The organism is Bradyrhizobium sp. 2S1, assembly GCF_011516625.5.
Taxonomy (GTDB): Bacteria; Pseudomonadota; Alphaproteobacteria; order Rhizobiales; family Xanthobacteraceae; genus Bradyrhizobium; species Bradyrhizobium septentrionale.
The window spans coordinates 6,010,277-6,035,451 of the sequence record NZ_CP147717.1 but is presented as its reverse complement, the minus strand read 5'-3'; the positions used below and the strand labels follow the sequence as shown (position 1 = coordinate 6,035,451).

Here is a 25,175-nt window from a genome sequence, read left to right as displayed (position 1 = left end):
CCTCAACCGAGGTTCAATTCCTTGAAGAAGTCGTTGCCCTTGTCATCGATGATGATGAAGGCCGGGAAGTCGACCACTTCGATGCGCCAGATCGCTTCCATGCCGAGCTCGGGATACTCGACCACCTCGACCTTCTTGATGCAGTGCTCGGCGAGGTTCGCCGCGGCACCGCCGATCGAACCGAGATAGAAGCCGCCGTGCTTCTTGCAGGCCTCGCGCACCGCGACCGCGCGGTTGCCCTTGGCGACCATCACCATCGAGCCGCCAGCCGCCTGGAACTGATCGACGAAGGAGTCCATGCGTCCCGCCGTGGTCGGGCCGAACGCGCCGGAGGCGTAGCCCTCGGGCGTCTTGGCCGGACCCGCGTAGTAGACCGGGTGGTTCTTGAAATAATCCGGCAGCGGCTCGCCCTTCTCCAGCCGCTCGCGCAGCTTGGCGTGGGCCGAATCGCGTGCCACGATCATGGTGCCGGTCATCGAGACGCGCGTCTTGGTCGGATATTGCGACAGCGTCGCCAGAATCTCCTTCATCGGCTTGTTGAGGTCGATCTTGACGACCTCGCCGCCGAGCGACTGCTCGACCGCAGGCAGATATTGCGCCGGGTTGTGCTCGAGCTCCTCGAGATAGACGCCGTCCCTGGTGATCTTGCCGAGCACCTGACGGTCCGCCGAGCAGGACACGCCGAGCCCGATCGGCAGCGAGGCGCCGTGGCGTGGCATGCGGATCACGCGCACATCGTGGCAGAAATATTTTCCGCCGAACTGCGCACCGACACCGAGCGACTGCGTCATCTTGAGGATTTCCTGCTCCATCTCGAGATCGCGGAACGCATTGCCGTCGGCCGAGCCGTGGGTCGGCAGCGCATCGAGATAGCGCGCCGAGGCGAGCTTCACCGTCTTCATGCAGAGCTCTGCCGAGGTGCCACCGATCACGATCGCAAGGTGGTACGGAGGGCACGCCGCGGTGCCGAGCGTCAGCACCTTCTCCTTCAGGAAGGCAAGGAGGCGATCCTTGGTCAGCACCGAGGGCGTCGCCTGGAACAGGAAGCTCTTGTTCGCCGAGCCGCCGCCCTTGGCCATGAACATGAACTTGTAGGCGTCGTCTCCTTCGGCGTAGATCTCGCACTGCGCCGGCATGTTGTTGGCGGTGTTCTTCTCCTCATACATCGACAGCGGCGCCACCTGCGAATAGCGCAGGTTGCGGCGCAGATAGGCGTCGCGGGCGCCTTCGGACAGCGCCGCCTCGTCGTCGCCGTCGCTGATGACGTTAAAGCCCTTCTTGCCCATGATGATCGCGGTGCCGGTGTCCTGGCACATCGGCAGCACGCCGCCGGCCGCGATGTTGGCGTTCTTCAGGAAGTCGAAGGCGACGAACTTGTCGTTGTCGCTGGCTTCCTTGTCCTCGAGGATCGAGCGCAGCTGCTTCAGATGGCCCGGCCGCAGATAGTGATTGATCTCGCCGAACGCGGCCTCGGAGAGCGCCCGCAGCGCCTCCCGCGACACCACCAGCATATCCTTGCCCAGGACCTTCTCCACCCGGACGCCTTCGCTCGTGACCTTCTTGTAGGGCGTGGTGTCCGTACCGAGCGGGAACAGCGGGGTGTGCTTGTAGGGCGGAACGGGCTTCTGCTGGTCGGGAAAGGCGGTGGGGGCGTTCATGAGCTGCTCGTTTGGGCTGCGCGTCGGTTCGAAAGGCCGGTGCTGGCCGCGGGGCCGCCGGCAATGTAGAGCCGTTCTAAGCCTTTTTCGGACAAAGGAAAGGGAAGCCGGCCGCCGTCCAGCCATGCGCTGAAACGGCAATCCGTGTGCTATCTTTCATCGCGCCGTAATCTCAGGTTGCGACAACGCCGGGCAAATGCCGAGACGGCCAACGAGGCCACAAGGAGGCCATCATGAAGACAGCGCTTTTCGTCTGGTTCGCGGCGCTGGCCCTGTTGATGGCGGTTCCGATTGACGCCAACGCAGCCCGCCTCGGCAAGACGTGCGGCGGCATTGCCGGCCTGCAATGCGGCGCCGGCAAGTTCTGCCAGTTCAAGCCAGGGACCTGCGGCCGCTTCGACCAGACCGGCACCTGCGCCTTCCGCCCGACGATCTGCAACAAGATTTTCCGGCCGGTCTGCGGCTGCGACGGCAAGACCTACGGCAATGATTGCGAGCGCCGGGCCGCCGGGGCGTCCAAGGCGCGGGATGGGAAGTGCGCGTCCTGAGGCAGGTGGCTAACCGTCGGTCTTTTCGGGGAACGGAAAGGCACTCGGACTGCCATCGGCAATTGATTGCAGGCGCGAGGCCGCCGGAGCGTCCAAGCACAACGGCAAGTGCAAGGCGCCTGGCTAGAGCATGATCCGGAAAAGTGCGAAGCGGTTTTCCGAAAAGATCATGCTCAAACAAAGAGCTAAAGCGCGATGACGATTCAACCTAATCTCGTCGCGCTTTAGGCAAACGGCGCCGGACGGCGATGTGTGACCGCTCCCGCGGTCACCGCACATATTGACGCGCTCCGCGGGAGCCTGCATGTACCTTCGCGTATTTTTGTACCGCGGGGGTATTTCGTGACAGCATCGTTGCGCCGACGCTTGCCTTTGAGCATCCGCTCCATTTTGCCGGCCGCGCTGTTGGCGCTGGCGACAGCCATCACTGCGGCGCCAGCTCATGCCGATCCCTGCCAAGACATCGCCAAGCAGCTCGCCGGCCAGATCGACGGGCTGAAGGTCAATTTCACGGCCGCCAACATCACCTACCTGACGCATCCGGCGGCCAAGGAATTGTCGCTCGGCTGCCGCGGCAAGGACTATTCGATCGAGCTCTATGCCAAGACCGATCGCAAGATGAGGCCGGAGTTCTTCAACCTGGTCGGCTCCGCCACGGCGCTGGTCTTCACCGTGCCGAAGGACGACGCCGTAACCGGCACCTCGCGCTGCCTGAAGCGCATGGGCATCCTGCGTGGCAACACCATCACGATGCGCTATCGCCGCCTCAATCTGGAATGCACGCGCAACCGGACCGACGCCTCGATCACCGTCCGCCGCGGCAACAACGAGTGAGCCGTCAGGCTTCGGCGGCGACGCGTCCGATCGCATCGACGATCTTGCCCCAGCCCGGGCTCATCATGTCGAAGGCGTAGCGGTTGCCGGGGAACACGAAACCGTCATGCACCATGCGGACCTGCGTGCCGCCCTCGACAGTCGTCAACGTCCAGGTGACGACCGAGTCGAGCTTCGAGCCGTATTCCGGATTGGTGTCGGCGCCGCCCTTCCAGGAGTAGCGCAGCAGGCGCGGCGGATCGCAGTCCAGCACCTCGCAATGCACGACGCCGTCCCAGTCGCCGATCGGCCTGGTGCGGAAATTGAACCGGTGTCCGACCACGGCAACGAAATCGTTCGGCATCAGCCATTTCACCAGCAAGTCGCTCGTGGTCAGCGTCCGCCAGATCCTGTCGGCGGCGTAAGGCAGCACCTTCTCGACGGTGATCGCGTGCGTCTCAGGCATCACTCACTCTCCTTCAACAATTTCTCCAGATTTGCGAAACGCTCGGCCCAGAACGTCTCGTAGTGCCCGAGCCAGTCGATCAGCGGGCCGAGCCCCTTCGGCGCGACGCGATAATGGATATGCCGACCCTCGCGCCGTTCGGCGACGAGCCCGGCATCGCGCAGCGCGCGCAGATGTTGCGACACCGCCGGCTGCGACACCTTTGAGCCCTGCACCAGTCCGGTCGCGGCCACCTCGCCTTCCCGTGCGATCCGCTCGAACACCGCCCGCCGCGTCGGGTCCGCGAGGGTCTTGAGCACATTGGTCAGCTGCATGGCGGCGGTCATGGATTTATATAAGCAATTACTTATATGTTTGTCAATGCAGAGGCAAACGACGCAGGAACGCCTCGCCTGCTCCGAAAGTTGATCGCTGCGGTCGCATGTCTGCCGCGAAAACAGTGCGATAATCGCGATCGGAATCGTGCGGAGCCGCCCATGATCGCAAAGCTCCTCCTGCAGAACACTTTCTTCGTCATCGCCATGGCCGCGCTGCTGTTTGCCTTCGCCGGCACGCCGCACTGGCCTGGCGCGTGGGCCTATCTGATCGCCTCGGCGCTGATCGGGCCGACCTGCGGGCTGTGGCTCGCCAGGGTCGATCCCGGGCTGCTGGCCGAGCGCATGCGTCTCACCGCGCGTGAAGGCCAGCCCACCGAGGACAAGCGCTTCATGCTGGTGTTCGTCGTCGTCGCGGTGCTGTGGTTCGTCGCGACGGGGCTCGACCGGCGCTTTGGCGGCGCCAATGCCGGCGTGCCGCTGATCGTGCTCGGCCTCGTGCTGTATCTGGTCTCGACCGTGCTGATCCTCTGGGTGTTCCGCACCAATTCGTTCGCCGCGCCGGTCGTAAAGGTGCAGACCGAGCGCCACCATCAGGTGATCTCGACCGGTCCCTACGCGCTGGTCCGCCATCCGATGTATACGAGCGTGATGCTGTTCTTCATCGGCGTGCCGCTGATGCTCGGCTCCTGGTGGGGTCTTGCCTTCGTGCCGGTGTTCTTCGTGATGTTTGCGATCCGCACCGGGATCGAGGAGCGGACGCTGGTGGCGGGTTTGTCAGGCTATGCCGATTATGCGGCACGGGTGCGCTATCGCCTCGTGCCCGGGCTGTGGTGAGGAACGATCATGGCGGAGAACAAGACCTATACCGGCGGCTGCCATTGCGGCCAGGTCCGCTTCGAATGCACCACCGATATGGCCATGGTGACCGCCTGCAACTGTTCGATCTGCACCAAGAAGGGCCTGCACTTCGTGTTCATGCCGCCAACGAGCTTCCAGCTTCGCGCCGGCGTCGAGAATTTGAAGGAATATCTGTTCAACCGCCATGCGATCCGCCACCAGCTTTGCGTCGATTGCGGCGTCGAGGTGTTCGCACGCGGCAACAAGCCTGACGGCACCGACATCGTGGCGCTCAATGTCAACTGCATCGACGGAATCGATCTGTCGAAGATCACGATGACGCCGGTGGATGGGCGGAACCGGTGACTGCGAAGCAGACATTCCGGGGCACGCGAAGCGAACCCGGAATGTCTGCACCTACAAATCCAGCGCCTTGTAACGCCGGAAGATCCCCTCCTCGTTGAACGGAATCCGCCGCTCGCTGGCCAGATACGCCTTGATGTTCGGCCGCTCGGCGACGCGATCGCGCAGCGCGATCAGGCGCGGGACCTTCTTTTCAAACGCCGCCATCCGCTTCGGAAACGCGTAGCGCAGGCCTTCCACGATCTGGAACAGCGAGAGGTCGACATAGGTCACGCGGCGGCCGGTGACGAACGCGCCGCCATTCGCCTGCACGAGGTCCTCGAAATAGCCGAGATATTTTGGCACTCGCGACGCCCAGAATTCTTCCGTGCGCTTTTTCGCCGGCGCCTTCTGGTCCTCGTAATACAGCGACGGGCCGAGCGGATGATGGGTGTCGTGGATCTCCAGCACGAAGTCCGTAATCGTCAGCTGCAGCTGGTGCAGCCAGAGCTTGCCACCTTCCGCCTTCGGGGCGAGGCCGTGGCGCGCGCCGAGATAGAGCAGGATGTTGGCGGTCTGCCCGATCACGAGGCTGCCGGCCTTGAGGAACGGCGGCGCAAACGGCGGCGTGCCCTTGTGCGCGTCCATCATCTTCATCATGGCGCCCGTGCCGCCCTTGCCGCGCGCGACGTCGGTGTAACCGGCGTCCGCATCCTCGAGCGCGAGGCGGACATATTCGCCGCGGCCCTGGATCATCGGCCAGTAGTAAAGCTGATAGTGCATGCACTTACCTCCAAAAACTTTCACCGCGTCGCTTCCCGTCAGCTCGATCGTAGCCGTGCAGAGCTCCGATCGTCCACCGCGGACAGGCTGCCTGTCCGAACCACGCAGAGACTGCTAAGGTTCCGACGTCGAATCTTCGATGAAGGATCATCTGATGGCGGACAACAAGAAGAAGCGGGGCGGCGCAGATCGCGCCCTGATCGCGTTGAGCGAATCCTACGAAGTTGCGTACTGGTCCAAGAAGTTCAAGGTCACGCCGGCGAAGCTCAAGGCCGCCGTCAAGAAGGTCGGGCATTCCGCCAAGAAGGTCGAGGCCTATTTCAAGGAGCAGCGGCACAAGGCCGCCGACCGCGCGCGGATCGCGATCAGCCAGCCCTACGAGGTTCGCTACTGGTCGAAGAAGTTCAAGGTGACCCCTGCCCGACTCAAGACCGCGGTCGCCGCAGTTGGACACTCCTCGAAGAAGGTGGAGGCCTATTTCTCGGCGAAGAAAAAAACCGCGAAGAAAAAGAAAACTGCAAAGAAGACCGTCAAGCGCAAGAAGGGTTAAGCGCTCTCGCAGATGAGCGGCGACGCAAGGCGACCGCCGCTTAAGTCTCCTTGTTTCCCCTCAATTCGCCGCGAAGCAGTACAGCAGGCCGTCGCCGCCGGTGCTCTTCAGATCGGCCTGCGAGCAGCCGCCGTCGGGGCCGCGCGAGGGATGCGACGTGTTCCAGGATTTTGACGGCTCGTCGTCGCGCAGGCCCTTGCGGTCGAAATGCCCGACCATGGCGGCGCCTTGCGTGCTGCTCGTCCAGTTCTTGCAGGTGCGGTCCTCACCGGCCGCAAACGCAGTCCCGTCCGCCTGCGATCCCGTCAGCACGTCGTGGCGGTTCGGCGTGTCGCCGGCACCGTTGACGACGTCGCCCTTCTCGGACAGGGCGGTCTGCTTGGTGAGATTGTTGCCGGCGCTGTGCAGGTCGGCGACGTCCTTGGCGACCACGACGCCCTTCACATTCTTCCACGGTCCCTTGCCGATGCGATCGCGCGCGTTCACCGCGACCTGGCCGTCGGCGGCCTGGGTCGAGAGATAGGCGCGCCATGTCTTCGGCGCGCCGAAGCCCGCGGCCTGCGCCAGCGTCTGGCAATGATTATCGGCACCGGCGAGGCCGCCGAGATTGCCGCCATTGCCAATGCCGTTGCTGGTCAAGAAGAAGCTGGTGTCGGCAGTCTGCGCCTGTGCCGGCGGCGCAGCCGTGACGACAAATGCAAGACAGACCGGAACCGCGATGCACGCAATGACCTTCATCTTAATCCTCCCGATGGTTGTTATGGTCCGCTGACATCACCCCGCAGCCCGTGCGGATATTCCGGCGCCGCGATGCGCCAATGAGGCGCGCAAAACAAAAGCGCCGCGGTTGATGCCGCGGCGCCTTGTACTTGTCATATCGGGCGACCGATCAGTTGGCCTGCTGGATCGCCGAGAGTTCCCAGTTGCCGCCGCGCTGGCGCACGAAGGTCCAGACTTCGGTGATCTCCTCCGGCTGCCCGTTGCCGCCGACCATCCGGCCGGTGCCGCGCTCAAGCATGGTGTCGACCAGCGTGTAACGCATCGCGACGGTGGCGTATTCGCTGTCGCCTTCGCGCCAGGCTTCGGCGAGGTCGCCCTGCAACAGCTTCACATTGGAAGTCTTGTTGGTGACGTTGCGCGCCTTGTTCTCCTCGAGATCCTTCGAGAAGTACGACACCATCTCCGGCGACGCGAGCGTGTGCAGCTTCGCAATGTCCTCGTTCGACCACGCGGCCTGGATCTCGCCGAGCAGCCGCTCGAACGTCTCATAGTCCGCCGGCGTGATCTCGACCGGCGCATTCGATCCGCCGCCGAGGCCAAAGCCGAAGCCCGAACGGGCGTTGCCCTGCGGGCCGGGGCCGACGTCGGGGCCGCCCGCGTACGCGGAGGCCGGCGTATTGCGGCGCTGCCACCACGACATCGCGAGCCGGACCACGAGCACGATCAAACCGATCTGCAGCAGGAGGCCGAGAATCGACGAGAGGCCGCCGAGACCCGAGAACAGGCCGCCGCCGAACAGCATGCCGAACAGGCCGGCGCCAAGGAAGCCCGCGGCCAGGCCGCCGAGCAGGCCACGGCCCATTCCGCCGCGGCCGAACAGGCCGCCGGAAGTCGCCGCCGCCGGCGACCCCATGTTCGGGCTGCCAGGCTGGCTGAAGGTACGGTTCATCGGCGCAACCGAGCCGGGCGCCGTGCTCGTCGAGGGCGGCGCGGAGAATGTCCGCGAGCCGCGCGAGCCGCCGCCGCCGACGCGAGCGTCAGCCGCCGAAACGGTCATCATCACAGGCAGCGCCAGCGCCATCGCGACGGCGATCGCCCGGACCATTCCACGCGTGCGTTGCGAGAAATTCATGTTGGTTTCCTCAAAGGATTCCCCGGCATGGGGAAACGCCCCTAACATGGGCAGGGCCTGATAAAAGTGAAGCGGGAAACGGGAACCGCGGCTGCGGCCCTCGGTCGCGGAGATGTGACACTATGGTCCTTGTGGACGCGACGGCGCGTCCTACCGCGAGATGGGGCTCAGGTTCAACCGCGACCGCACCGCAACATCGCCTCTCCCACGCGGGACACGAAGGCGCATCGAGGCTCGTCGCCTGGGTTGGCGCTTCTTATCTGACGCGTTTTCTTGACGCGAACCGGTGCCCACTTCGCTCGAAAGCGCGCTCTAATTCGCCGTCATGGTTTCCTTCACCGCGGCGACCAGCTGCGTCAGCGTGAACGGTTTGGGCAGGAACGCGAACTGCTGGTTCTCGGGCAGGCTCTTCTCGAAGGCGTCCTCGGCATAGCCTGAGACGAAGATGATCTTCAGCTCCGCATTGCGGCTGCGCATTTCCTTCAGCAGCGTCGGCCCGTCCATCTCCGGCATCACGACGTCGGACACGACGAGATCGACGGCGCCGTTGTTCTCCTCGAACGCCTCCAGCGCCTCGACGCCGTTGGCCGCCTCGATCACGCTGTAGCCGCGCGAGCGGAGACCGCGCGCATTCAGCGAGCGCAGGCCATCCTCGTCCTCGACCAGCAGGATGGTGCCCTGCCCGGTGAGATCGGGCTTCGGCTTGGCGGCTTCGGCGGCGGCATCCTTGGCCGCGCCGTTGCCGGTCTGCGCCTCCGGGGCGACCTCCTGCTCCTGGCGATGCCGCGGCAAATAGATCCGGAACGTGGTGCCCCCGCCCGGCACGGAATCGACATAGACGAAGCCGCCGGTCTGCTTGACGATGCCGTAGACCGTCGACAGGCCGAGGCCGGTGCCCTTGCCGACTTCCTTGGTCGAGAAGAACGGCTCGAAGATCTTGTCGATGATCTCGGGCGGAATGCCGGTGCCGGTGTCCGAAATCTCGATCTTCACATAGTCCGCCGCCGGCATGCCCTTGTTGGCGAGCTGGGCGGCTTCCTCGGTCGGCACATTGGCGGTGCGGATGATCAGCTTGCCGCCGTCGGGCATCGCGTCGCGCGCGTTGACCGCAAGATTGACCACCACCTGCTCGAATTGCGAAACGTCGACCTTCACCGGCCACAGATCGCGGCCGTGCACGAGGTCGAGCTTGACCTTCTCGCCGATCAGCCGGCGCAGCAGCATGGTGAGGTCACTCAGCGCATCGCCGAGATCGAGCACCTGCGGGCGCAGCGTCTGGCGGCGCGAGAACGCAAGCAGCTGCCGCACCAGCGTCGCGGCGCGGGTGGCGTTCTGCTTGATCTGCATGATGTCCTGGAACGACGGGTCGGTCGGCTTGTGCGCGTTCAGCAGGAAGTCGTTCGCCATCATGATGGCCGACAGCACGTTGTTGAAGTCGTGCGCGATGCCGCCGGCGAGCTGGCCGACCATCTCCATCTTCTGCGACTGGTTGATCTGGTTTTCCAGCGCGCGTCGCTCGGTGGTCTCGAGCATGTAGACGATCGCGGTCTCGGCGTCGCGTTCGTCCTTCTCGACGGTCGTCACGAAGAACTGGGCAAAGCGCTCCTTGGCGCCGTCGAGCATCACTTCGACCGGCGCGATATCGCCCTGGCCCTCGGCGGCCTGGTTGATCGCGGCGATCAGGAGGCCGCGGTCGCGCGGATTGACCGCGCGGAAGATCGACTTGGCCGCGCCGCCCTCGCCGTTCAGCCCCTGTGCCAGCTTGGCATAGCGCGCATTGGCACCGACCACATTGCCGCCGCGGTCGACGGTCGCAATCGCCATCGGTGTATGGTCGAAGAAGCGCATGAAGCGCACCTCGGCGGCGCGCTCTGGATCGGAATGCTCGTCGCGGGCGCGGCTGATCACCAGCGTGCGCGAGGCGCCCGCCGCGCCGTCGGCGCCGAAGGCGAGCTTGTGATAGAGCCGCACCGGCACGGTCTTGCCGCCGCGCATGCGCAGGTCGATGTCGAACACCTCGGTCTTGACCTCGCCCGGCACCGCCGCAATCGAGGTCAACAGCGCCGCGCCGTCGCCCGAGACGATGTCGGTCAGCTTCAGGCCGCCCGAACCGATCTCGGCCAGATCGTAGTCCAGCCAGTTGGCCAACGTGGCGTTGATATAAGCGATCTCGCCGGCCGGATTGACCGAGAAGAAACCGCACGGCGCGTGGTCGAGATATTCGATCGCGTGCCGCAGCTCCTGGAACACGTCCTCCTGGTCCTCGCGATCACGGGTGACGTCGGCGATCGACCACACCGCATATCTCGCGTCGCGCTTGCCCTCGCCGAGCGGGCGCACCCTGAGCCGCAGCCAGCGGCCTTGTTCACCACCTTGCCCGGCCTCGTGGCCGGCGACCCGGACCTCCTCCTGCTGCCGCCTGCCCTCGCGCGCCGCCTTCAAGAGGCGGAACACCGCCTCGGAGACGTCGGGGTTGCCAATGAAGACGCGCTCGACGGGGCGGACGTCCTGCGGCCCGGCCGCGCCGGTCAGCCTCAGATAGGCGGCGTTGGAATAGACCACGTGGCCGCGGGAGTCGGTGACCACGAGCCCTTCCTGGGCCTGGTCGGCGATCCGCGCCATCACGGGGTCGTCGGTGGCGCGGTCGGAGAAGCGGATGATGCCGGCGGCAAGCGCGAACAGGGTGAACAGGCCGACGGTGGCGAGCAGCGCCAGCACGCCGAGGATATAGGGCTGCGCCTGGGTACGGCCGATGGTCATCAGCCAGACCGCCACCGCGACGATGCCGACGGCGATCAGGACCACCAGCAGGATGCTGCCGCTGCGCCGCGCTGGCCCGTGGGCCACGAACGGCTCAGTCGCGGGTGGATCGTTGCTATCGGCGGTCATCTGGAGAGACATGGCTCGTCTGCATCACGAGGCGCCCGGCCGGCCGCCTCGTCCCTGAGTGCCTGAATCGGACCCGAAAACGCAAGTCCATCAGGCGGCAATTTCGCAAGTTACGCGCATTTCAAGCGGTTTTCCGCCCCTTACTGTCGCAGGCCGGACAGGCCGCGCTTCAGCCGCATCACGTAGCCGATGATTTCGGCAACCGCGTGATAGTGCTCGACCGGGATCTCCTGGTCGATCTCGACGGTCGCATAGAGCGCCCGGGCCAGCGGCACGTTCTCCACGATCGGAATATCGTGCTCCTTGGCGATCTCCCTGATCTTGAAGGCGAGGTTGTCGACGCCCTTGGCGACGCAGAGCGGCGCCGACATGCTGCGGTCGTAGGCCAGCGCCACCGAATAGTGGGTCGGGTTGGTGATGATCACCGAGGCCTTGGGAACCTGGGCCATCATGCGCTTCTTGGCGCGCTGGACCCGCAACTGCTTGATCCTGCCCTTGACGTGCGGGTCGCCTTCCGACTGCTTGAACTCCTCCTTCATCTCCTGCAGCGACATCTTGTGACGCTCGTACCAGGTCCGGTACTGGAAGAAGTAGTCGGCGATCGCGACCGCAGCGAGGATGGCGACCACCGCCGCCATCAGATGCACTGTCATGCTGGTGATGGCGGGCAGCAGCTCGGCGGGATCGACCCGCAGGAATGCTTCCATCCGCAACCGCTCGGGCCACAGCACCACGACCATCACGGCGCCGAGCGCGATCAGCTTGAACAGGCCCTTCAGGAAATTCGCCACCGCCTGCTTGCCGAACAGCCGCTTGAAGCCGGCGGCCGGCGAGATCTTGGAGAATTTCGGCTTCAGCTGCTCGCCCGACCACACCAGTTGGTGCTGGATCATGTTGCCCGCGACCGCGGCCAGCGCCAGCATCAGGAACGGCACCCCGATCGCGGCGACCACGGCGTAGCCAAGCGTCTGGGTCAGTTGAAGCAGCCCGGCGCCGTCGGTGCGGATCATCCACGAATTGGCGATCAGGTTGCGCAGCGGCATCAAGATGCCGCCGCCGATCGAGCCCGAGAAGGTCGACAGCACCAGCGTGGCACCGGCGATCACGAACCAGGTGTTGACCTCCTGGCTTTTGACGACGTCGCCTTTCTCAAGGGCTTCATCGAGACGTTTTTGCGTAGGGTCTTCTGTTTTGTCTTCGGTATCGTCGGCCATCGCTCTCCCCTAGTTCATCGGAGCAAGCTGGCGCATGACGCCGTTGAAGTAGTCGAAATAGGTATTCATCATCGCCGCGAGCACCACGCCGAAGATCAGGAAGCCGACCATGATCGAGAGCGGCACGCCGACGAAATAGACCTGCATCTGCGGCATCAGCCGCGCCAGCACGCCGAGCCCGATGTTGAAGACCAGGCCGAACACCAGGAACGGCGCCGAGAGCTGCAAGCCGATCTTGAAGGCGGCGGAGAACGCGGAGGTCGCAAGCGCGGCGACGTCGCCGGTCGGCATGATCTCGCCCGGCGAGAAGATGCGGTAGCTCTCGCTCAGCGCCGCGATGACGAGATAGTGGCTGTCGGTGGCGAACAGCAGGGTGAGGCCGAGGATGGTGAGGAAGTTGCCGACGATCTGGCCCTGCTGACCCTGGGTCGGGTCGACCGCGGTGACGAAGCCGAGGCCGAGCTGCTGCGCGATCACGGAGCCCGCGACATTGAGCGCCGACAGCGTCACCCGCGCGGTCGCGCCGAGCACGATGCCGATGATGAGTTCATGCACCATCAGGACGCCGAGCGAGGAGATCGACGTCAGGTCGACATGATAGGCGTTGCGATGCAGGGGGAGGATGATCAGCGTCAGCAGCAGCGCGATCGACAGCTTGACCCGTGCCGGGATGTTGCTCTCGCCGAAACCGGGCAGCAGCATCACCATCGCGCCCACGCGCGCAAAGACCAGCACGAAGATTGCGGCCAGCGCCGGCAGCAGGGAGACATCGATGCGCATGACCGCGGCATTAGTGCATCAACCGCCGATGATTCGCGACGAAATCCGCATCATGTGGCTGGCGAGCGAGTCGGCCATGAACGGTAATGCCAGCAGCAATGTGACGAAGATAGCGAGGATCTTCGGCACGAAGACCAGCGTCTGTTCCTGGATCTGGGTCAGCGCCTGGAACAGCGACACCACGACGCCGACCACGAGGCCGACCACCATGAGGGGCGACGACACGATCACGATGGTCCAGATCGCATCACGCGCGACGTCGAGGGTTTCAGGGCCGGTCATTGTTGTTCTCGCTTTCAGTTGTTTTCGTCATTCCGGGGCGCGAAGCGAACCCGGAATCTCGAGATCCCCCGATGTGCAATTGCACATCTGTGGCTCGATGCTTCGCATCGCCCCGGGATGACGTCGCAAGTGACATCAGATCGGCATCTTCATGATGTCTTCGTAGGCCTGGATGACGCGGTCGCGGACCGAGACCAGCGTCGACACCGCAACGTCGGTGTCGGCGACCGCCGTCACCACGTCCATCACATTCGCCTTGCCCGAGGCCATCGCCATGGTCTGTGCGTCGGATTTCTTGCCGGCCTCCAGCACGCTGCCGACGGAGTCCTTGAGCAGCGCGCTGAACGACGGGCCGGCGACGGCCTGCCCGCCCAGCCCGGCCTTCTCGGCGCCGCCGCGCTCCATCAGTTTCGCGAGACTGGCGTAGGCGTTGGCGGCGACTGTCGGTGTGGCCATGATGTACGTTCCCTGTTCTTGTTGCGTCAGGACTTGAGGATGTCGAGCGTGCGCTGGATCATCCGCCGCGTCGCGCTGATGATGCTGAGGTTGGCCTCGTAGGAGCGCTGGGCGTCGCGCATGTCGGTCATTTCGACCATCGGATTGACGTTCGGATATTTGACATTGCCGGAGGCATCCGCCGCCGGATTGCCCGGTTCCTGCTTGATGCGGAACGACGACCGGTCCGGCCGGATCCGGCCGAGGGTCACGACCTGGGCGTCGAGCGAGCGGTCGAGCGCGGACGAGAAGGTCGGCACCTTGCGGCGATAGGGATCGCCGCCCGCGGTCTGCGCCGTCGAATCGGCGTTGGCGATATTTTCCGAGATCACCCGCATCCGCCCGGCCTGCGCGCGCAGGCCTGATGTCGCGATGCTCATCGAGCGGGTGAAATCGCTTGTTCCATCTGCCATGGGATCCTCCTGCCGCCGTCAGGTGTCAGCTTGTTTTGAGCATGATCTCCGCGCAAACGCCTTGCGTTTGCGCGAGGGAAAACCGCTCCACACTTTTCCGGATCATGCTCTAGTCTGACTGAGTCACAAAACCGCCGGCCAGAATCAGCGATGGATGAAGCACGGACCATCAGTCGAGAGGCCGACATGAGCGGGCGTGGCACCAAGACGAGCGAGAAGCGATTTGCGACGTATTTGGAAGGGCTTGCCAGTGTCATCGGTCATGCTGATCGGAAGGCGCCGCTGCGCGACTATTGCGTCGGCCTGATGGCCTGTGGCGGTCGCAAGAGCGTGGAGTCGATGGCGGCGGTGACAGCTCCGGAACGGACGGCCGCCCAGCATCAATCGCTGCTGCATTTCGTCGGCAGCGGCGCCTGGTCGGATGAGAAGGTGCTGGGCAAGGTACGTGAGATGGTCCTGCCGGCGATTGAACGCCAGGGCCCCATCGAAGCCTGGATCATCGACGATACCGGATTTCCCAAGCAGGGCCGACATTCAGTTGGAGTTGCACGGCAATATTGCGGGCAGCTCGGCAAGCAGGATAATTGTCAGGTGGCGGTGTCACTGTCGATTGCCAACCACCACGCCAGCCTGCCTGTCGCTTATCGCCTTTATCTTCCGAAGGAATGGACTGAGGACTGCGATCGGCGGCGCAAGGTGGGCATTCCTGCCGAAGTTGGCTTCCGGACCAAGCCGGAGATCGCGCTGGAGCAGTTGCGGTGGGCCTGCGCGAGCGGCCTTCCACGCGGTGTCGTACTGATGGACGCGGGCTATGGCAATAACAGCGACCTGCGCACGGAGATCACGGCGCTGGGATTGACCTATGTGGCGGGTCTTCTGTCGAGCACAACGGTATGGGCGCCCGGTACCGGTCCCTTGCCGCCGAAGCCATGGTCGGGCCGCGGCCGTCCACCGAAACTGATGCGCCGCAACCGTCAGCATCAGCCGGCCGCCGTCAAGGCGCTCGCGATCGGCCTGCCGGACAAAGCTTGGCGCACCATCACGTGGCGGCAAGGAACGAACGAAAAGCTGACCTCGCGCTTTGCCCGCGTGCGGGTCCGTGCCGCGCATCGTGATTATTGGCAAACCACCCGGCGATTGGAGGAATGGTTGCTGATCGAATGGCCAAAAGGCGAGGACCAGCCTACCAAATACTGGCTCTCGACATTGCCGGAGGATGTGGCATTCCGGACTCTCGTTGAGACGGCTAAATTGCGCTGGCGCATCGAACGCGACTATCAGGAACTCAAGCAGGAGGTCGGGCTCGGCCACTTCGAGGGACGCGGCTGGCGCGGCTTTCATCATCACGCAACAATGTGCATCGCAGCCTACGGATTCCTGATCTCCGAGCGGGAGACGATTCCCCCCTCAGGCACTCGGCACGCCCGGCCGATCCTGCTCGATCGCATTCCCGCAGATTACAGACCCCGCGGATTTGCCGCTGCGGACCCAACGTCACATTCCAAATTCGATCGCGACGATGCGACGGCGCCTCGAACATGGGCTCGTCCGAACGCTGTCGAGATGTCCTTGTTGTGCGATCAAGTTCGACCACTAGCCCGTCCTATTCGTGAGAGTGCTTTTTTTAGTCCGATTGATGTGGCCGCACATCTGCTCTGACGAGGCGCGCGGGATTGCCTTCGGCTTTTCACCGCCTGACCGACCCGTACTTTGCAACGCGCTTGAGGTGTAGGTTGGGCGAACGGGGGGCGGACGCCCCGCCGGTCAAGGACCGAGAGGCAGCAGCGCGCCTGGCAAGCCGCGGATCAGGTCGGCTTCGGGACATGCCGCGGCAAACGCAAGGCGAATGCGGCTCGTGGTCTCGACGACACGGGCAGCGAGTTTCAAGAGACGAAGACGCAGCGTCGCGAACTCGGCTGTGGCCAATTCCCGGGCTTTGGGAATCGCGTCGCGCACGGTCAGCATCAGCCAATAAGCGGCGGTGTGGAGAACGAGGCGGACTTGATTGGCGAGCGCCGAACGGCAGCTGGTGCGATCGGAGGCGAGCTGTGTCTTATGCAGCTTGATCAGATTCTCGGCTTGGCCGCGCGCGCAATACAGGCTGTCGTAGATCCACTCGGCCGAGCCGACATCGAGGCTGGTGACGACGAAACGGATGTCGAGGCCGAGCATCGTCGCCTCAATACGGGCGACGGTACGCCGTTCGCGATCCCAGGACTTGGCCTTGTGGCGCGTCTCGGTATAGCCACGCAGAACCGGCAGGTTCTCGATGGCGCGTCGCGTGCGGATGTCGTCGGCGGCCTCGTCGAGTTTTCTGGCGAGCGGCTTGGTGCCGGACAGACCGAAGATGTAGTCGATGCCGTTGGTCTCGCACCACGCCATTGCCTCCGGCCGGGCATAGTGCCCGTCGCCACGGAACGTAATTCGCGTGTTGTGCCACCGCGTCCGGATATGCCGTATCAGGCGGCGCAGATGGGCACGCACCTCGACGCCGCCCGGCGTCTTGCCGGGCCGCAACACGACCGCCACGGGCCGGCTCTTCTCCGTGTCGTAGACGTGGATCGGCAGGAAGCAGCGTTCGTCATAATGAGCGTTGAACAGCGAGAGCTGCTGATGGCCGTGGACGACATCGCAGGTATCATCGATGTCGAGCGTGACGGATGCCGGCTCGCGCGGGTAGCTATCCATCCATGCGTCGACCAAAGTGTAGGTCAGTCGGATCACGTCGCGCAGGCGCGGAGCATTCTCCAGCCGCGACAGCGTCGGTTGGGAACACAGATCGCGACCCGTGTCCGGCAGCCGTCCGCAGGCCAGCTTGAATGCGGGATCGGACCGCAGATGATCGAGGTCGTCGGCGTCCTCGTAGCCGCAGCAGATCGCGAACATGCGCGCGCGGAACATATCGACAAGGCTGTGCACGACCCGCGTCGGATCGCGCCGATCCGGGAACACCCGGGCCAAATTGTCGGCCAAGCCGAGACGCCGCTCGGCCATCGCCAGAAGCATCACGCCCCCGTTCGAGGTCAGCCGACCGCCATCGAAGGCAGCTGTGACTTTCTTGGCGTGAACGGCTGGAAACGAGAAGGGCAGAATCGTATCATCGGTCATGGCGGGCCTGGCGTTCGCGGTTGAGGTGATGGGGTTGGCTTTGCAACCGAATCCTACGCCGCATCAGCGCTTTACACCACGCTCGCCAGCCTCTCAGGCGCACTCTGACGAATAAGACGGGCTAGACAGATCATCGTTTGTGACGCAGTAGGACTAGGAGCCCGTCCAGATATGTTTTCGTGACGGGGGCGCGACATAGCCATCGATGCTGCGTGTGTCGAGCGCTTCGAGATTGGCTTCGCTGCAGTAGCCGGAATCCGCTGAGGCCTGCCGCGGCTTGCGGCCAAGATTGCTCTCGATGGCCTCGATCAGGGGCACCAACTGGCCCTGATCGCTGCCGTGCTGGGTCAGTTCTTGCGCGACAATGATCTGGGCATGTGCATCGACGGCCGCCTGGGCATTATAGGCCTGAACGAAGCCATCCTTCGACTTCATGATGCGGCTTTCCGGATCGGTGAAGTTGCGTTGCGCCTTGGGATTGGGTTCCTCCGATGGCAGCGCCGCCGGTTTGCCCGGCTTCTTGCGGCCTTCGGCCTGGCGCTGCTGTTCCTTTTCGGCCTCGATGCGGCGCTCTTCCTCCGCCGCCAGTTTGGCGTCCGCTTCCAGCGCCGCCATCGCTTGCTGGATCTTCGCCAGCCGTTTCTGCTTGTCGACGGTCCAGTCCGGCAGTTCGTCGCTGTTGCCGAAAGTCTCATCCTCCGAGGCATCCGCCGCCTCGGCGGCCGCCAGCATGCGAGCGACCTCGGCCTTCAATTCCGCCTCGCGCTTCTTCATGCGCTCATAACTCATCGCCTTGTGTTTCGACGCGTTCGCCTTGATCTTCGTACCATCCAGCGCGACATGACCGAGCTTGACCAGCCCGGCCGTCTCGCGCAACTTCAGAACCTGCACGAATAGCGCGCCGAGCGCCTTCAAATGTCGCTTGCGAAAGTCGCTGATCGTCCGAAAATCCGGCGCATCCAGCGCCACGATCATCACAAAATCGTTCCGCTCCCGGCAGGCCTTGGCAATCCGACGCGACGAATACAGCCCACTCGCATAGCTATGCAGCAGCAGCGCCACCATCATCCGCGGATCAAACGGCGGCTGCCCAAGCCCGCTCACATAGCTGCCCATGATCTCCCTGAGATCGAGGCTCTCCCGCACCAGATCAACCATAAACCGCGAGACATGGCCTTTCGGCACGAAGTCCTGCACATTCGGCGGCAGAAGCAGCGTCTGATCGATGTTCCAAGGCCGAAAATACTTGCTCATCGCCCAATGTTGAATCAGACCCGACCAGATTTGAACAGCGACTATCCAGACAAGCTCCTAGCCCTTGCCGATCGCGGTTTTCAGCAGATGCAGGCTTTTGCTGTAGAGCGAGGTGACCGCCGCGTAGTCCATCTGGTTGGCGGACACTTTCAGCATCTGGTCCTCGAGATTGACCGCGTTGCCGGCCGGACGGGTCTGGAAGCCGCTCTTGCCCCGGTCGTTGTCGAAGGTATCAGGCGCGCCGGCCGCCGCCAGATGGGTGCCGCTGGTCTGCATCATCGGCAGCGTCCCCACGCCGCCGCCGACCGTGGCGCCGCCGCGGTCGAACTTCGGCTCGACCAGGTCGCGCGGCCGGAAGTTCGGCGTGTCGGAATTGGAAATGTTCTCGGCAAGGACGCGCTGGCGCTCCTGGTGCCACTGCATCTTGCTGCGCAGCGCCGACAGGATCGGGAGATCGTTCATGGACATCGCCGCGGCTCCGTTAACCTCTTGGACAACCCTTGGGCTCCCGAGGTAGGCAGAATTTGCCCGGTGTATGGTTAACGGGCGGTTAAAATGTTGGACTGATCCGTGGAGAACGCCGCAACTGAGGCCTGAGAGCGCATTTTCGCCACGAATGCTGCGTTAACCAGCACGGACCAAGACAGCGTGGGGCGCTGAGAAGTCGTTTTGGGACAAGCGATTCTTGGTTTATTAATAGAACAGCCGGCTGCAAGCCGCTGGGAATTAAGAAATAAGGCGAATCTCGGGCGCGATTCGCTGCGCAAACCGCACCTATCAATCCGCGCTCGTTGATGGCGAAAGCTGAGGAAGGCCACGATGGCCGGGGACTCCAATATGCAGGTCGTTACATTCGTCTTGGCATTCGTGGTCGTGCTGGCGCTGATCGGCGTCACCGCATGGCTCGTCCGCCGCTTCGCCGGAAACCGCCTCGGGGCCAACGCCAATCGGGGGCGGATGCCGCGGCTGGCGGTGATCGACGCTGCCGCGGTCGACGGCCGGCGCCGGCTGGTGCTGGTCCGCCGCGACAATATCGAACATCTGCTGATGATCGGCGGCCCCACCGATATCGTCGTCGAGCCGAACATCGTCCGCGCCATGCCCGGGCGTGATCAGATGTCGGCCCGCCCCGCGGTCGGCCCCGAAGCTGCGCTGCCGCGCGCCGCACCGCTTCCGGACGCGGCCTGGAACGAGAGCGAGGCCGCCCGCTCCGACACTTTCGAACTTCCCGAGCCCGAGCCGCCGCCACGTCAGGCGCGCCCCTCCTTCGCCGACGAGTTGCGCCGGCCCCCGTCGCCGGTCGCCGAGCGTCGCAGCGATCCGCTCACGGGCTTCACGCCCGAGCGTAGCGAGCCGCGGCCCGATCCGATGCCGCCGCGCCTGCCGCCGCGCTCCGAACCCGTGATCCCGCGTGTGCCGCGCGCAGCCGAACCGCCGAAGGCGCCGCCGCCGCTGCGCGCGCCCGCGGCCGAGCGCGCCGTCACGCCACCGCCTCCCCCCGCTCCGCCACCGGTCGCGACGCAGGCGCCTCCGGCCCAGCCGCCCGCATCGAATGCCGACGCCAATCTCGCCGAGATGGCGCAGCGGCTCGAAGCTGCGCTGCGCCGCCCGACCGGCCCAGGCGAGACCGTCGCGCCGCCGGTTGCGCCCGCGGCGCCGCCGGTGCGTGCGCCGCGCAGCGAGCCGCCCGCCGCGCCTGCCCAGCCGAAGAGCGGGTTCGAGAATCTCGAGGACGAGATGGCCTCGCTGCTCGGCCGACCACCGAAGTCTCCTTCGTGAGATCAGGGTCCGTCCCGCGTAGAGTTTTTTTCATCGCTGTCCTGATCGCCGCCGGGTCCTTCGCTGATCCGGCGATGGCGCAGGATATCAGCATCAATCTTGGCGGCGGCAATGGCGGCGTGACCAAGCGCGCGATCCAGCTGATCGCGCTGCTCACGGTGCTGTCGATCGCGCCGTCGATCCTGGTCATGATGACGTCGTTCACGCGCATCGTGGTCGTGCTCTCGCTGCTGCGCACCGCGCTCGGCACCGCCACCGCGCCGCCGAACTTGGTGATGATCGCGCTCGCGATGTTCCTCACCGCCTTCGTGATGGGGCCCGTGCTGCAGAAATCCTATGACGACGGCATCAAGCCGCTGGTCGCCAACCAGATCGGCGTCGAGGAGGCGTTGCAGCGCGCTTCGGTGCCGTTGCGCGGCTTCATGCAGAAGAACGTCCGCGAGAAGGATCTGAAGCTGTTCATGGACCTCTCCGGCGAACCGCCGCCGGCGACGCCCGATGAGATGTCGCTGCGCATCCTGGTGCCGGCCTTCATGATCTCCGAGCTGAAGCGCGCCTTCGAGATTGGCTTCCTGTTGTTCCTGCCGTTCCTGATCATCGACCTCGTGGTCGCCTCGGTCTTGATGTCGATGGGCATGATGATGCTGCCGCCGGTGGTGGTGTCGCTGCCGTTCAAGCTGATCTTCTTCGTGCTGGTCGACGGCTGGGCGCTGGTCGCCGGCAGCCTGGTGCAGAGTTACGGGGGGTAGCAGCCCCGCGAAACATTCATGGCCCGTCAGCTGGATCGGCCGTGCCGTTGCACTATCATGCGAGGCACCGCATCCAGGGAGCCGTGCCCGTGCAGCAGCCATTCGACCGCGCCGCAGAAGATCTCGGCAATTCCATCCATCTCGAGCATGTCAACGTCCAGGTGCCGGACCAGCGCCTTGCCGCGCTGTTCTACGTCGCCGGCATCGGGCTGACCCGCGATCCCTATCTGATGGTCTCCGACAGCAACATGTGGGTGAACGCCGGCCGCAGCCAGTTTCATCTACCGACCGGCCGGCCACAGGTGCTGCGCGGCCATACCGGTATCGTGATCGCCGGACGGCAGGCCCTGCTGGCGCGGCTTGCCGCGGTCGCCCCCAAGCTCGAAGGCACCGCGTTCGGCTATCGCGAGCGCAACGATCACGTCGAGGCCACCTGTCCCTGGGGCAACCGCCTGCGCTGTTACGAGCCGGACGCCGACAGGTTCGGGCGCATCGCGCTCGGCATGCCCTATGTCGAATTCGCCGTGCCGCGCGGCACCGCCGAGGCCATCAGCCGGTTCTATCCCGAGATCATGGGCATCCCGGCGAGCGTTGTGAACGGCGACGGCGTCGTCGCGCGCGCCAAGGTCGGCAAGGACCAGTATCTGCAATTCCGCGAGACCGATCAGGCGCAGGGTGAGTTCGACGGCCATCACGTCCAGATCTACATCACGGACTTCTCGGGTCCCTACAAGCGGCTGCGGGAGCGCAATCTGGTCTCCCGCGAGGACAATCAGTACCAGTACCGCTTCTGCGACTCGTCGATCCCACCAATGGCCGGCATCTGTTCACCGTCGAGCACGAGGTGCGCAGCGCCACCCATCCGATGTATCTGAGGCCGCTGATCAACCGCAATCCGGCGCAGACCAACCGCACCTTCGCCAACGGCTATGACCAGGCACCTTGGGCGATGGGACCGGACCAGTATGACGGGTGAGCGCACGCCTCCGCATCACGCATCCTCCGCAATTTTAGCCACGAGACCACATGCTTCCCTCCCAGCGCCACCTCTTCGAGATTCCACGCGAGATCTGCTACCTGAACTCGGCGTCCTACAGCCCGCTGCCGCAGAAGACGCTGCACGCCGGCCGCGCGGCGGTCGAACGCAAGGGCCAGCCCTGGACCATCGATGCCGGTTTTGCCGGCCGCCAGCATGAACGCGCCCGCGCTGCGGCAGCGTGCCTGATCGGTCTATTTCGGCGATCTCACCTATGTCGACGACGCCCGCCGCTACGACATGGGCGAACGCGATCATTTCATCACGCTGGAGATGGCCTCGATCGGCATGGAGATGATGGCGGACTGGAGCGCCGCTGCCGTCAGCGCGCGGCTCGCGATGCTGACCGAGCGGATCGCCGACGGTGTGCGTGACCTCGGGCTCGACGTGCCGGCACGCAGCGTGCGCGCGCCGCACATCCTGAGCCTCGGCATGGCCGGCGGCATTCCGAAGGAGTTGATCGCGCGCCTCGCGGCCGAGGACATCCACGTCGCGTTGCGGCTCGGCCGGATGCGGATCTCGCCGCACGTCTTCAACGACGAGGCCGATGTCGACCGCCTGGTCGCTGTGTTGACGAAGGCGCTGCGCGGTTAACTCTGCTTGCGCCCCAGCGCAACGACGCTGAACAACTCAATCGCCAGCGCGACGGCGACGCCGGCCGCGCCGATCACGAACAGCAGCGCGTAATCGCCACCGCTGTGCGCGAACAAATAGGACAGGCCGTAGGCGCCGGCCGCCTGGAACAGCGCGAAGGTCGTGGTGGCCTGCGCCCAGGCGGAGCGCTGGCTCGCGGCCGAATGCGGGATCAGCTCGTGGATGCGGCCGATCACCAGCGGCACGATGCCGGGCGTGAAGCCGCCGACAATGAGGCTCGACACAATCATTGCGGCCGGTGACGTCGTCACGACAGGCAGCGCGACCGCTACGGCCTCGATCAGGAACGCCACACGGAGCGCAGCGGCAAAGCCTGCGCGATCGGCGAGATGTCCTGACAGCAGCGGACCGACCACGGCGCCGATGCCGTACAGCACCCAGTAATAGGAACCTGCCGCGATCCCCTGTCCGAGTCCGCGGGCCACGAAGTCGACCAGGAACACCATATGCGGCACCAGCGCCAGCGCATTGAGGCCGTATTCCAGGCACAGCGCGACCAGCAGCGGCGAGCGCACGCCATGCGACGCGACGTGCTGTTCTGCGGGAGCATGCGCGGCGGGCGCCTCGGCCGGCCACGCCTTCCAGCTGATCAGGGTCAACACCGCCGACAGGATTCCGAGCCCGTACCAGGCCTGCTTGACGCCCTGCTGCAGCAACAGCGGCACCAACGTGCCCGAGGCGGCGACGCCCAATCCGACGCCGGCGAAGATCACGCCGCCGATCAGGCCGCGCTTGCTCGGCGCGGTGTGCGGCAAAATCGCGGTCGCCGCCAGCACCATGATCACGCCGCCGCTGGCGCCGGCGAGGAAGCGGAAACCGAAGAACCAGATGAAGGAGACCGGCACCGCGCAGGCAAAGCAGGTGATCGCAGCCAGTGTCATCATACTGCGCAGCGCCCATACCGAGCCGATCCGCGCGCCGAGATCGCGCGCGATCAGCGCGCCGGCGAGATAGCCGGCAAGATTGGCGGCACCGAGATAGACCGCTTCCGCCGGCGTGAACCATTTGGCCGCGATCAGCGCCGGGATCAGCGGCGTGTAGGCAAAGCGCGCCAGCCCGAGCCCGACCAGCGAGGCGCACAGCCCTGCGGCCGCGGACAGCCACAGCGGTCCGCCTGCATCGCGATGGGGTCCGGCGTGATGGCGCCTGTCATGATCGACATTGGCTGACATGGACATCGCAGTAGGCCCTCCGGCCGTTCGTGAAAAATGATTAGTTGCGATCGCAGCAATCGTTGACAGCGATCACGCTCGCCTCTCCCGATCGGGAGAGGCGCCGGTTCGATTTTGCGCAGGGGTCAGCGGGAAGATGTCGGCGCCGCTGCAGCAGCCGCAAGCTTCTTGCGATAGTCCAGCGCGGGCAGCCCGCCCCAGCCCCAATTGTCGGTATCGACTTCCTCGATGATGACGAAGGTCGATTCCATGGGCTTGCCGAGCACGTCGCGCAGCAGCTCGCTGGCGCCCTTGATCAGCGCGGCCTTCTGCTCCCGTGTGGTGGACGACGCCCCCGGCGCCGTCCCCTCACGCGTGACCTGGATGGTGACGATAGGCATGACACGCTCCCGCTCGCACCTTAGTGACCTGCGCTCTGGCCGCCATCGACATGCAGGATCTCGCCGGTGACGAAGCCCGCGCCTTCCAGGAACAGCACGGCGTCGACGATGTCCTTCATCTCGCCCATCCGTCCGACCGGATGCTGCTTGGCGAGGAAGTCGTGGGTCTCAGGCGCGTGCATCGGGCTCTTGATCACGCCCGGCGCCACCGCGTTGACGCGGATGCCCCTGGCGGCATATTCGATCGCGAGCGACTTGGTCGCCGCATTCAGCCCGCCCTTGGTCAGCGAGGCCAGCACCGAGGGCACGTTGCTGTTGGCATGGTCGACCAGGCTGGTCGTGATCTGCACGATGTGGCCGGACCCTTGCTTCGCCATCTCCTTCGCCACGCGACGGGTGATGTAGAAGAAGCCGTTGAGGTTGGTCGCGAGCACCGATGCATAGTCCTGGTCGGTGTAGTCGGTGAACGGTTGTGCGACGAAGATGCCGGCATTGTTGACCAGCGTGTCGACGCGGCCGAAGCGCGCGAGCGCCTGCTTGACGACGCGGTCGGCAACCTCGGGATCGCCGATGTCGCCCGCGACCGCCAGCACATCGGCATCGGAGGACGGCCTGATGCTGCGGGAATTGGCGACGACGCGGTAGTTGCGGTCGCGATAGCCCCTGACGAGCGCTTCGCCGATTCCCTGCGACGCGCCGGTGATAATGGCAACCTTCTGCTCTTCACCCATGGTCTCTCTCCATCTGTTGGTGAGGCTGCAACAGCGCCGCCCCGATGGAGAGCAACCTAAATACGTTCAGTTT

29 protein-coding genes are annotated in these 25,175 nt (G+C 64.7%); 11 read left to right on the top strand and 18 right to left on the bottom strand.

Annotated features, from left to right (window positions below; translation table 11 throughout):
* Positions 1-2: 2 nt before the first annotated feature.
* Positions 3-1,658: a fumarate hydratase gene (locus tag HAP54_RS28555; RefSeq protein WP_166306101.1), complete on the bottom strand. Its 1,656-nt coding sequence runs from the start codon at positions 1,656-1,658 to the stop codon at positions 3-5.
* Between the two features lie 233 nt (positions 1,659-1,891).
* On the opposite strand from HAP54_RS28555, the gene HAP54_RS28550 reads away from it, so the two are divergent.
* Positions 1,892-2,206, top strand: coding sequence for a Kazal-type serine protease inhibitor family protein (locus HAP54_RS28550; protein ID WP_166306098.1), 315 nt, complete (start codon positions 1,892-1,894; stop codon positions 2,204-2,206).
* Positions 2,207-2,578: 372 nt separating this feature from the next.
* A complete protein-coding gene (locus HAP54_RS28545; RefSeq protein ID WP_166306095.1) occupies positions 2,579-3,040 on the top strand; it encodes a hypothetical protein in 462 nt (153 codons plus the stop codon).
* Positions 3,041-3,044: 4 nt separating this feature from the next.
* On the opposite strand, the gene HAP54_RS28540 is transcribed toward HAP54_RS28545, so the two are convergent.
* Positions 3,045-3,485: an SRPBCC family protein gene (locus tag HAP54_RS28540; protein WP_166306092.1), complete on the bottom strand. Its 441-nt coding sequence runs from the start codon at positions 3,483-3,485 to the stop codon at positions 3,045-3,047.
* Positions 3,485-3,811, bottom strand: a complete 327-nt coding sequence (locus HAP54_RS28535; protein WP_029085424.1) for an ArsR/SmtB family transcription factor — start codon at positions 3,809-3,811, stop codon at positions 3,485-3,487. The genes HAP54_RS28540 and HAP54_RS28535 overlap by 1 nt, the downstream gene beginning before the upstream one ends.
* Positions 3,812-3,961: 150 nt before the next feature.
* On the opposite strand from HAP54_RS28535, the gene HAP54_RS28530 reads away from it, so the two are divergent.
* Positions 3,962-4,636, top strand: a complete 675-nt coding sequence (locus tag HAP54_RS28530; RefSeq protein WP_166306089.1) for a methyltransferase family protein — start codon at positions 3,962-3,964, stop codon at positions 4,634-4,636.
* Positions 4,637-4,645: 9 nt separating this feature from the next.
* Entirely contained in the window at positions 4,646-5,005 is a 360-nt protein-coding gene (locus HAP54_RS28525) for a GFA family protein (protein WP_166306086.1), read from the top strand.
* 51 nt (positions 5,006-5,056) lie between these two features.
* Here HAP54_RS28525 and HAP54_RS28520 read toward each other — a convergent pair whose 3' ends face one another.
* Positions 5,057-5,764: a glutathione S-transferase gene (locus HAP54_RS28520; protein WP_166207212.1), complete on the bottom strand. Its 708-nt coding sequence runs from the start codon at positions 5,762-5,764 to the stop codon at positions 5,057-5,059.
* A 154-nt stretch (positions 5,765-5,918) separates the two neighbouring features.
* Between HAP54_RS28520 and HAP54_RS28515 the strand changes: the two genes are divergently transcribed.
* Positions 5,919-6,314: a DUF3606 domain-containing protein gene (locus tag HAP54_RS28515; RefSeq protein ID WP_166306083.1), complete on the top strand. Its 396-nt coding sequence runs from the start codon at positions 5,919-5,921 to the stop codon at positions 6,312-6,314.
* Positions 6,315-6,374: 60 nt separating this feature from the next.
* On the opposite strand, the gene HAP54_RS28510 is transcribed toward HAP54_RS28515, so the two are convergent.
* The 8 genes from HAP54_RS28510 to flgC form a co-directional block, all read right to left on the bottom strand.
* Positions 6,375-7,052 (bottom strand): lectin, encoded by a 678-nt coding sequence (locus tag HAP54_RS28510; protein ID WP_166306080.1) that lies wholly within the window; start codon positions 7,050-7,052, stop codon positions 6,375-6,377.
* A gap of 151 nt (positions 7,053-7,203) precedes the next feature.
* On the bottom strand, positions 7,204-8,166 hold the full coding sequence (locus HAP54_RS28505; protein ID WP_166306077.1) for a Tim44 domain-containing protein: 963 nt from the start codon (positions 8,164-8,166) through the stop codon (positions 7,204-7,206).
* A 312-nt stretch (positions 8,167-8,478) separates the two neighbouring features.
* On the bottom strand, positions 8,479-11,055 hold the full coding sequence (gene cckA / locus HAP54_RS28500; RefSeq protein WP_166308508.1) for a cell cycle histidine kinase CckA: 2,577 nt from the start codon (positions 11,053-11,055) through the stop codon (positions 8,479-8,481).
* A gap of 140 nt (positions 11,056-11,195) precedes the next feature.
* Positions 11,196-12,269, bottom strand: a complete 1,074-nt coding sequence (gene flhB, locus HAP54_RS28495) for a flagellar biosynthesis protein FlhB (RefSeq protein ID WP_166306074.1) — start codon at positions 12,267-12,269, stop codon at positions 11,196-11,198.
* A 9-nt stretch (positions 12,270-12,278) separates the two neighbouring features.
* Entirely contained in the window at positions 12,279-13,049 is a 771-nt protein-coding gene (gene fliR, locus HAP54_RS28490) for a flagellar biosynthetic protein FliR (RefSeq protein ID WP_166306071.1), read from the bottom strand.
* 18 nt (positions 13,050-13,067) lie between these two features.
* Entirely contained in the window at positions 13,068-13,331 is a 264-nt protein-coding gene (gene fliQ, locus HAP54_RS28485) for a flagellar biosynthesis protein FliQ (RefSeq protein ID WP_024580945.1), read from the bottom strand.
* Positions 13,332-13,466: 135 nt separating this feature from the next.
* On the bottom strand, positions 13,467-13,787 hold the full coding sequence (gene fliE / locus HAP54_RS28480; RefSeq protein ID WP_029085414.1) for a flagellar hook-basal body complex protein FliE: 321 nt from the start codon (positions 13,785-13,787) through the stop codon (positions 13,467-13,469).
* A 26-nt stretch (positions 13,788-13,813) separates the two neighbouring features.
* Entirely contained in the window at positions 13,814-14,239 is a 426-nt protein-coding gene (flgC, locus tag HAP54_RS28475) for a flagellar basal body rod protein FlgC (RefSeq protein ID WP_166306068.1), read from the bottom strand.
* 186 nt (positions 14,240-14,425) lie between these two features.
* On the opposite strand from flgC, the gene HAP54_RS28470 reads away from it, so the two are divergent.
* Positions 14,426-15,898 (top strand): IS701 family transposase, encoded by a 1,473-nt coding sequence (locus tag HAP54_RS28470; protein ID WP_224741992.1) that lies wholly within the window; start codon positions 14,426-14,428, stop codon positions 15,896-15,898.
* 105 nt (positions 15,899-16,003) lie between these two features.
* Here HAP54_RS28470 and HAP54_RS28465 read toward each other — a convergent pair whose 3' ends face one another.
* The 3 genes from HAP54_RS28465 to flgB form a co-directional block, all read right to left on the bottom strand.
* A complete protein-coding gene (locus tag HAP54_RS28465; RefSeq protein WP_166204320.1) occupies positions 16,004-17,347 on the bottom strand; it encodes an IS1380-like element ISBdi2 family transposase in 1,344 nt (447 codons plus the stop codon).
* 153 nt (positions 17,348-17,500) lie between these two features.
* On the bottom strand, positions 17,501-18,601 hold the full coding sequence (locus HAP54_RS28460) for an IS1182 family transposase (RefSeq protein WP_166306065.1): 1,101 nt from the start codon (positions 18,599-18,601) through the stop codon (positions 17,501-17,503).
* Positions 18,602-18,658: 57 nt separating this feature from the next.
* Positions 18,659-19,069 (bottom strand): flagellar basal body rod protein FlgB, encoded by a 411-nt coding sequence (gene flgB / locus HAP54_RS28455; RefSeq protein WP_166306062.1) that lies wholly within the window; start codon positions 19,067-19,069, stop codon positions 18,659-18,661.
* A gap of 369 nt (positions 19,070-19,438) precedes the next feature.
* Here flgB and HAP54_RS28450 point away from each other — a divergent pair, with 369 nt between their 5' ends.
* The 5 genes from HAP54_RS28450 (at position 19,439) to HAP54_RS28430 (ending at position 22,759) form a co-directional block, all read left to right on the top strand.
* A complete protein-coding gene (locus tag HAP54_RS28450; protein WP_166308505.1) occupies positions 19,439-20,380 on the top strand; it encodes a flagellar biosynthetic protein FliO in 942 nt (313 codons plus the stop codon).
* Positions 20,377-21,129, top strand: coding sequence for a flagellar type III secretion system pore protein FliP (gene fliP, locus HAP54_RS28445; protein ID WP_166306059.1), 753 nt, complete (start codon positions 20,377-20,379; stop codon positions 21,127-21,129). Before HAP54_RS28450 ends, fliP begins: the two co-directional genes overlap by 4 nt.
* Positions 21,130-21,218: 89 nt before the next feature.
* The gene (locus tag HAP54_RS28440) at positions 21,219-22,004 is read left to right on the top strand and encodes a hypothetical protein (RefSeq protein WP_224741757.1); all 786 of its coding nucleotides are present in this window, start codon (positions 21,219-21,221) and stop codon (positions 22,002-22,004) included.
* Positions 21,974-22,105 carry a hypothetical protein gene (locus HAP54_RS28435; RefSeq protein WP_283843186.1) on the top strand — a complete coding sequence of 44 codons (132 nt, stop codon included), beginning with the start codon at positions 21,974-21,976 and terminating at the stop codon, positions 22,103-22,105. The genes HAP54_RS28440 and HAP54_RS28435 overlap by 31 nt, the downstream gene beginning before the upstream one ends.
* A 300-nt stretch (positions 22,106-22,405) precedes the next feature.
* Positions 22,406-22,759 carry a hypothetical protein gene (locus HAP54_RS28430; RefSeq protein ID WP_166306056.1) on the top strand — a complete coding sequence of 118 codons (354 nt, stop codon included), beginning with the start codon at positions 22,406-22,408 and terminating at the stop codon, positions 22,757-22,759.
* On the opposite strand, the gene HAP54_RS28425 is transcribed toward HAP54_RS28430, so the two are convergent.
* From HAP54_RS28425 to HAP54_RS28415, 3 genes are all read right to left on the bottom strand, one after another.
* Complete coding sequence (locus HAP54_RS28425) at positions 22,756-23,997, bottom strand: YbfB/YjiJ family MFS transporter (RefSeq protein ID WP_224741758.1); 1,242 nt, start codon at positions 23,995-23,997, stop codon at positions 22,756-22,758. The genes HAP54_RS28430 and HAP54_RS28425 overlap by 4 nt on opposite strands.
* Before the next feature lie 119 nt (positions 23,998-24,116).
* The gene (locus HAP54_RS28420; RefSeq protein ID WP_166306053.1) at positions 24,117-24,371 is read right to left on the bottom strand and encodes a tautomerase family protein; all 255 of its coding nucleotides are present in this window, start codon (positions 24,369-24,371) and stop codon (positions 24,117-24,119) included.
* A gap of 20 nt (positions 24,372-24,391) precedes the next feature.
* Positions 24,392-25,102: an SDR family NAD(P)-dependent oxidoreductase gene (locus tag HAP54_RS28415; protein ID WP_166306050.1), complete on the bottom strand. Its 711-nt coding sequence runs from the start codon at positions 25,100-25,102 to the stop codon at positions 24,392-24,394.
* Between the last annotated feature and the right edge of the window lie 73 nt (positions 25,103-25,175).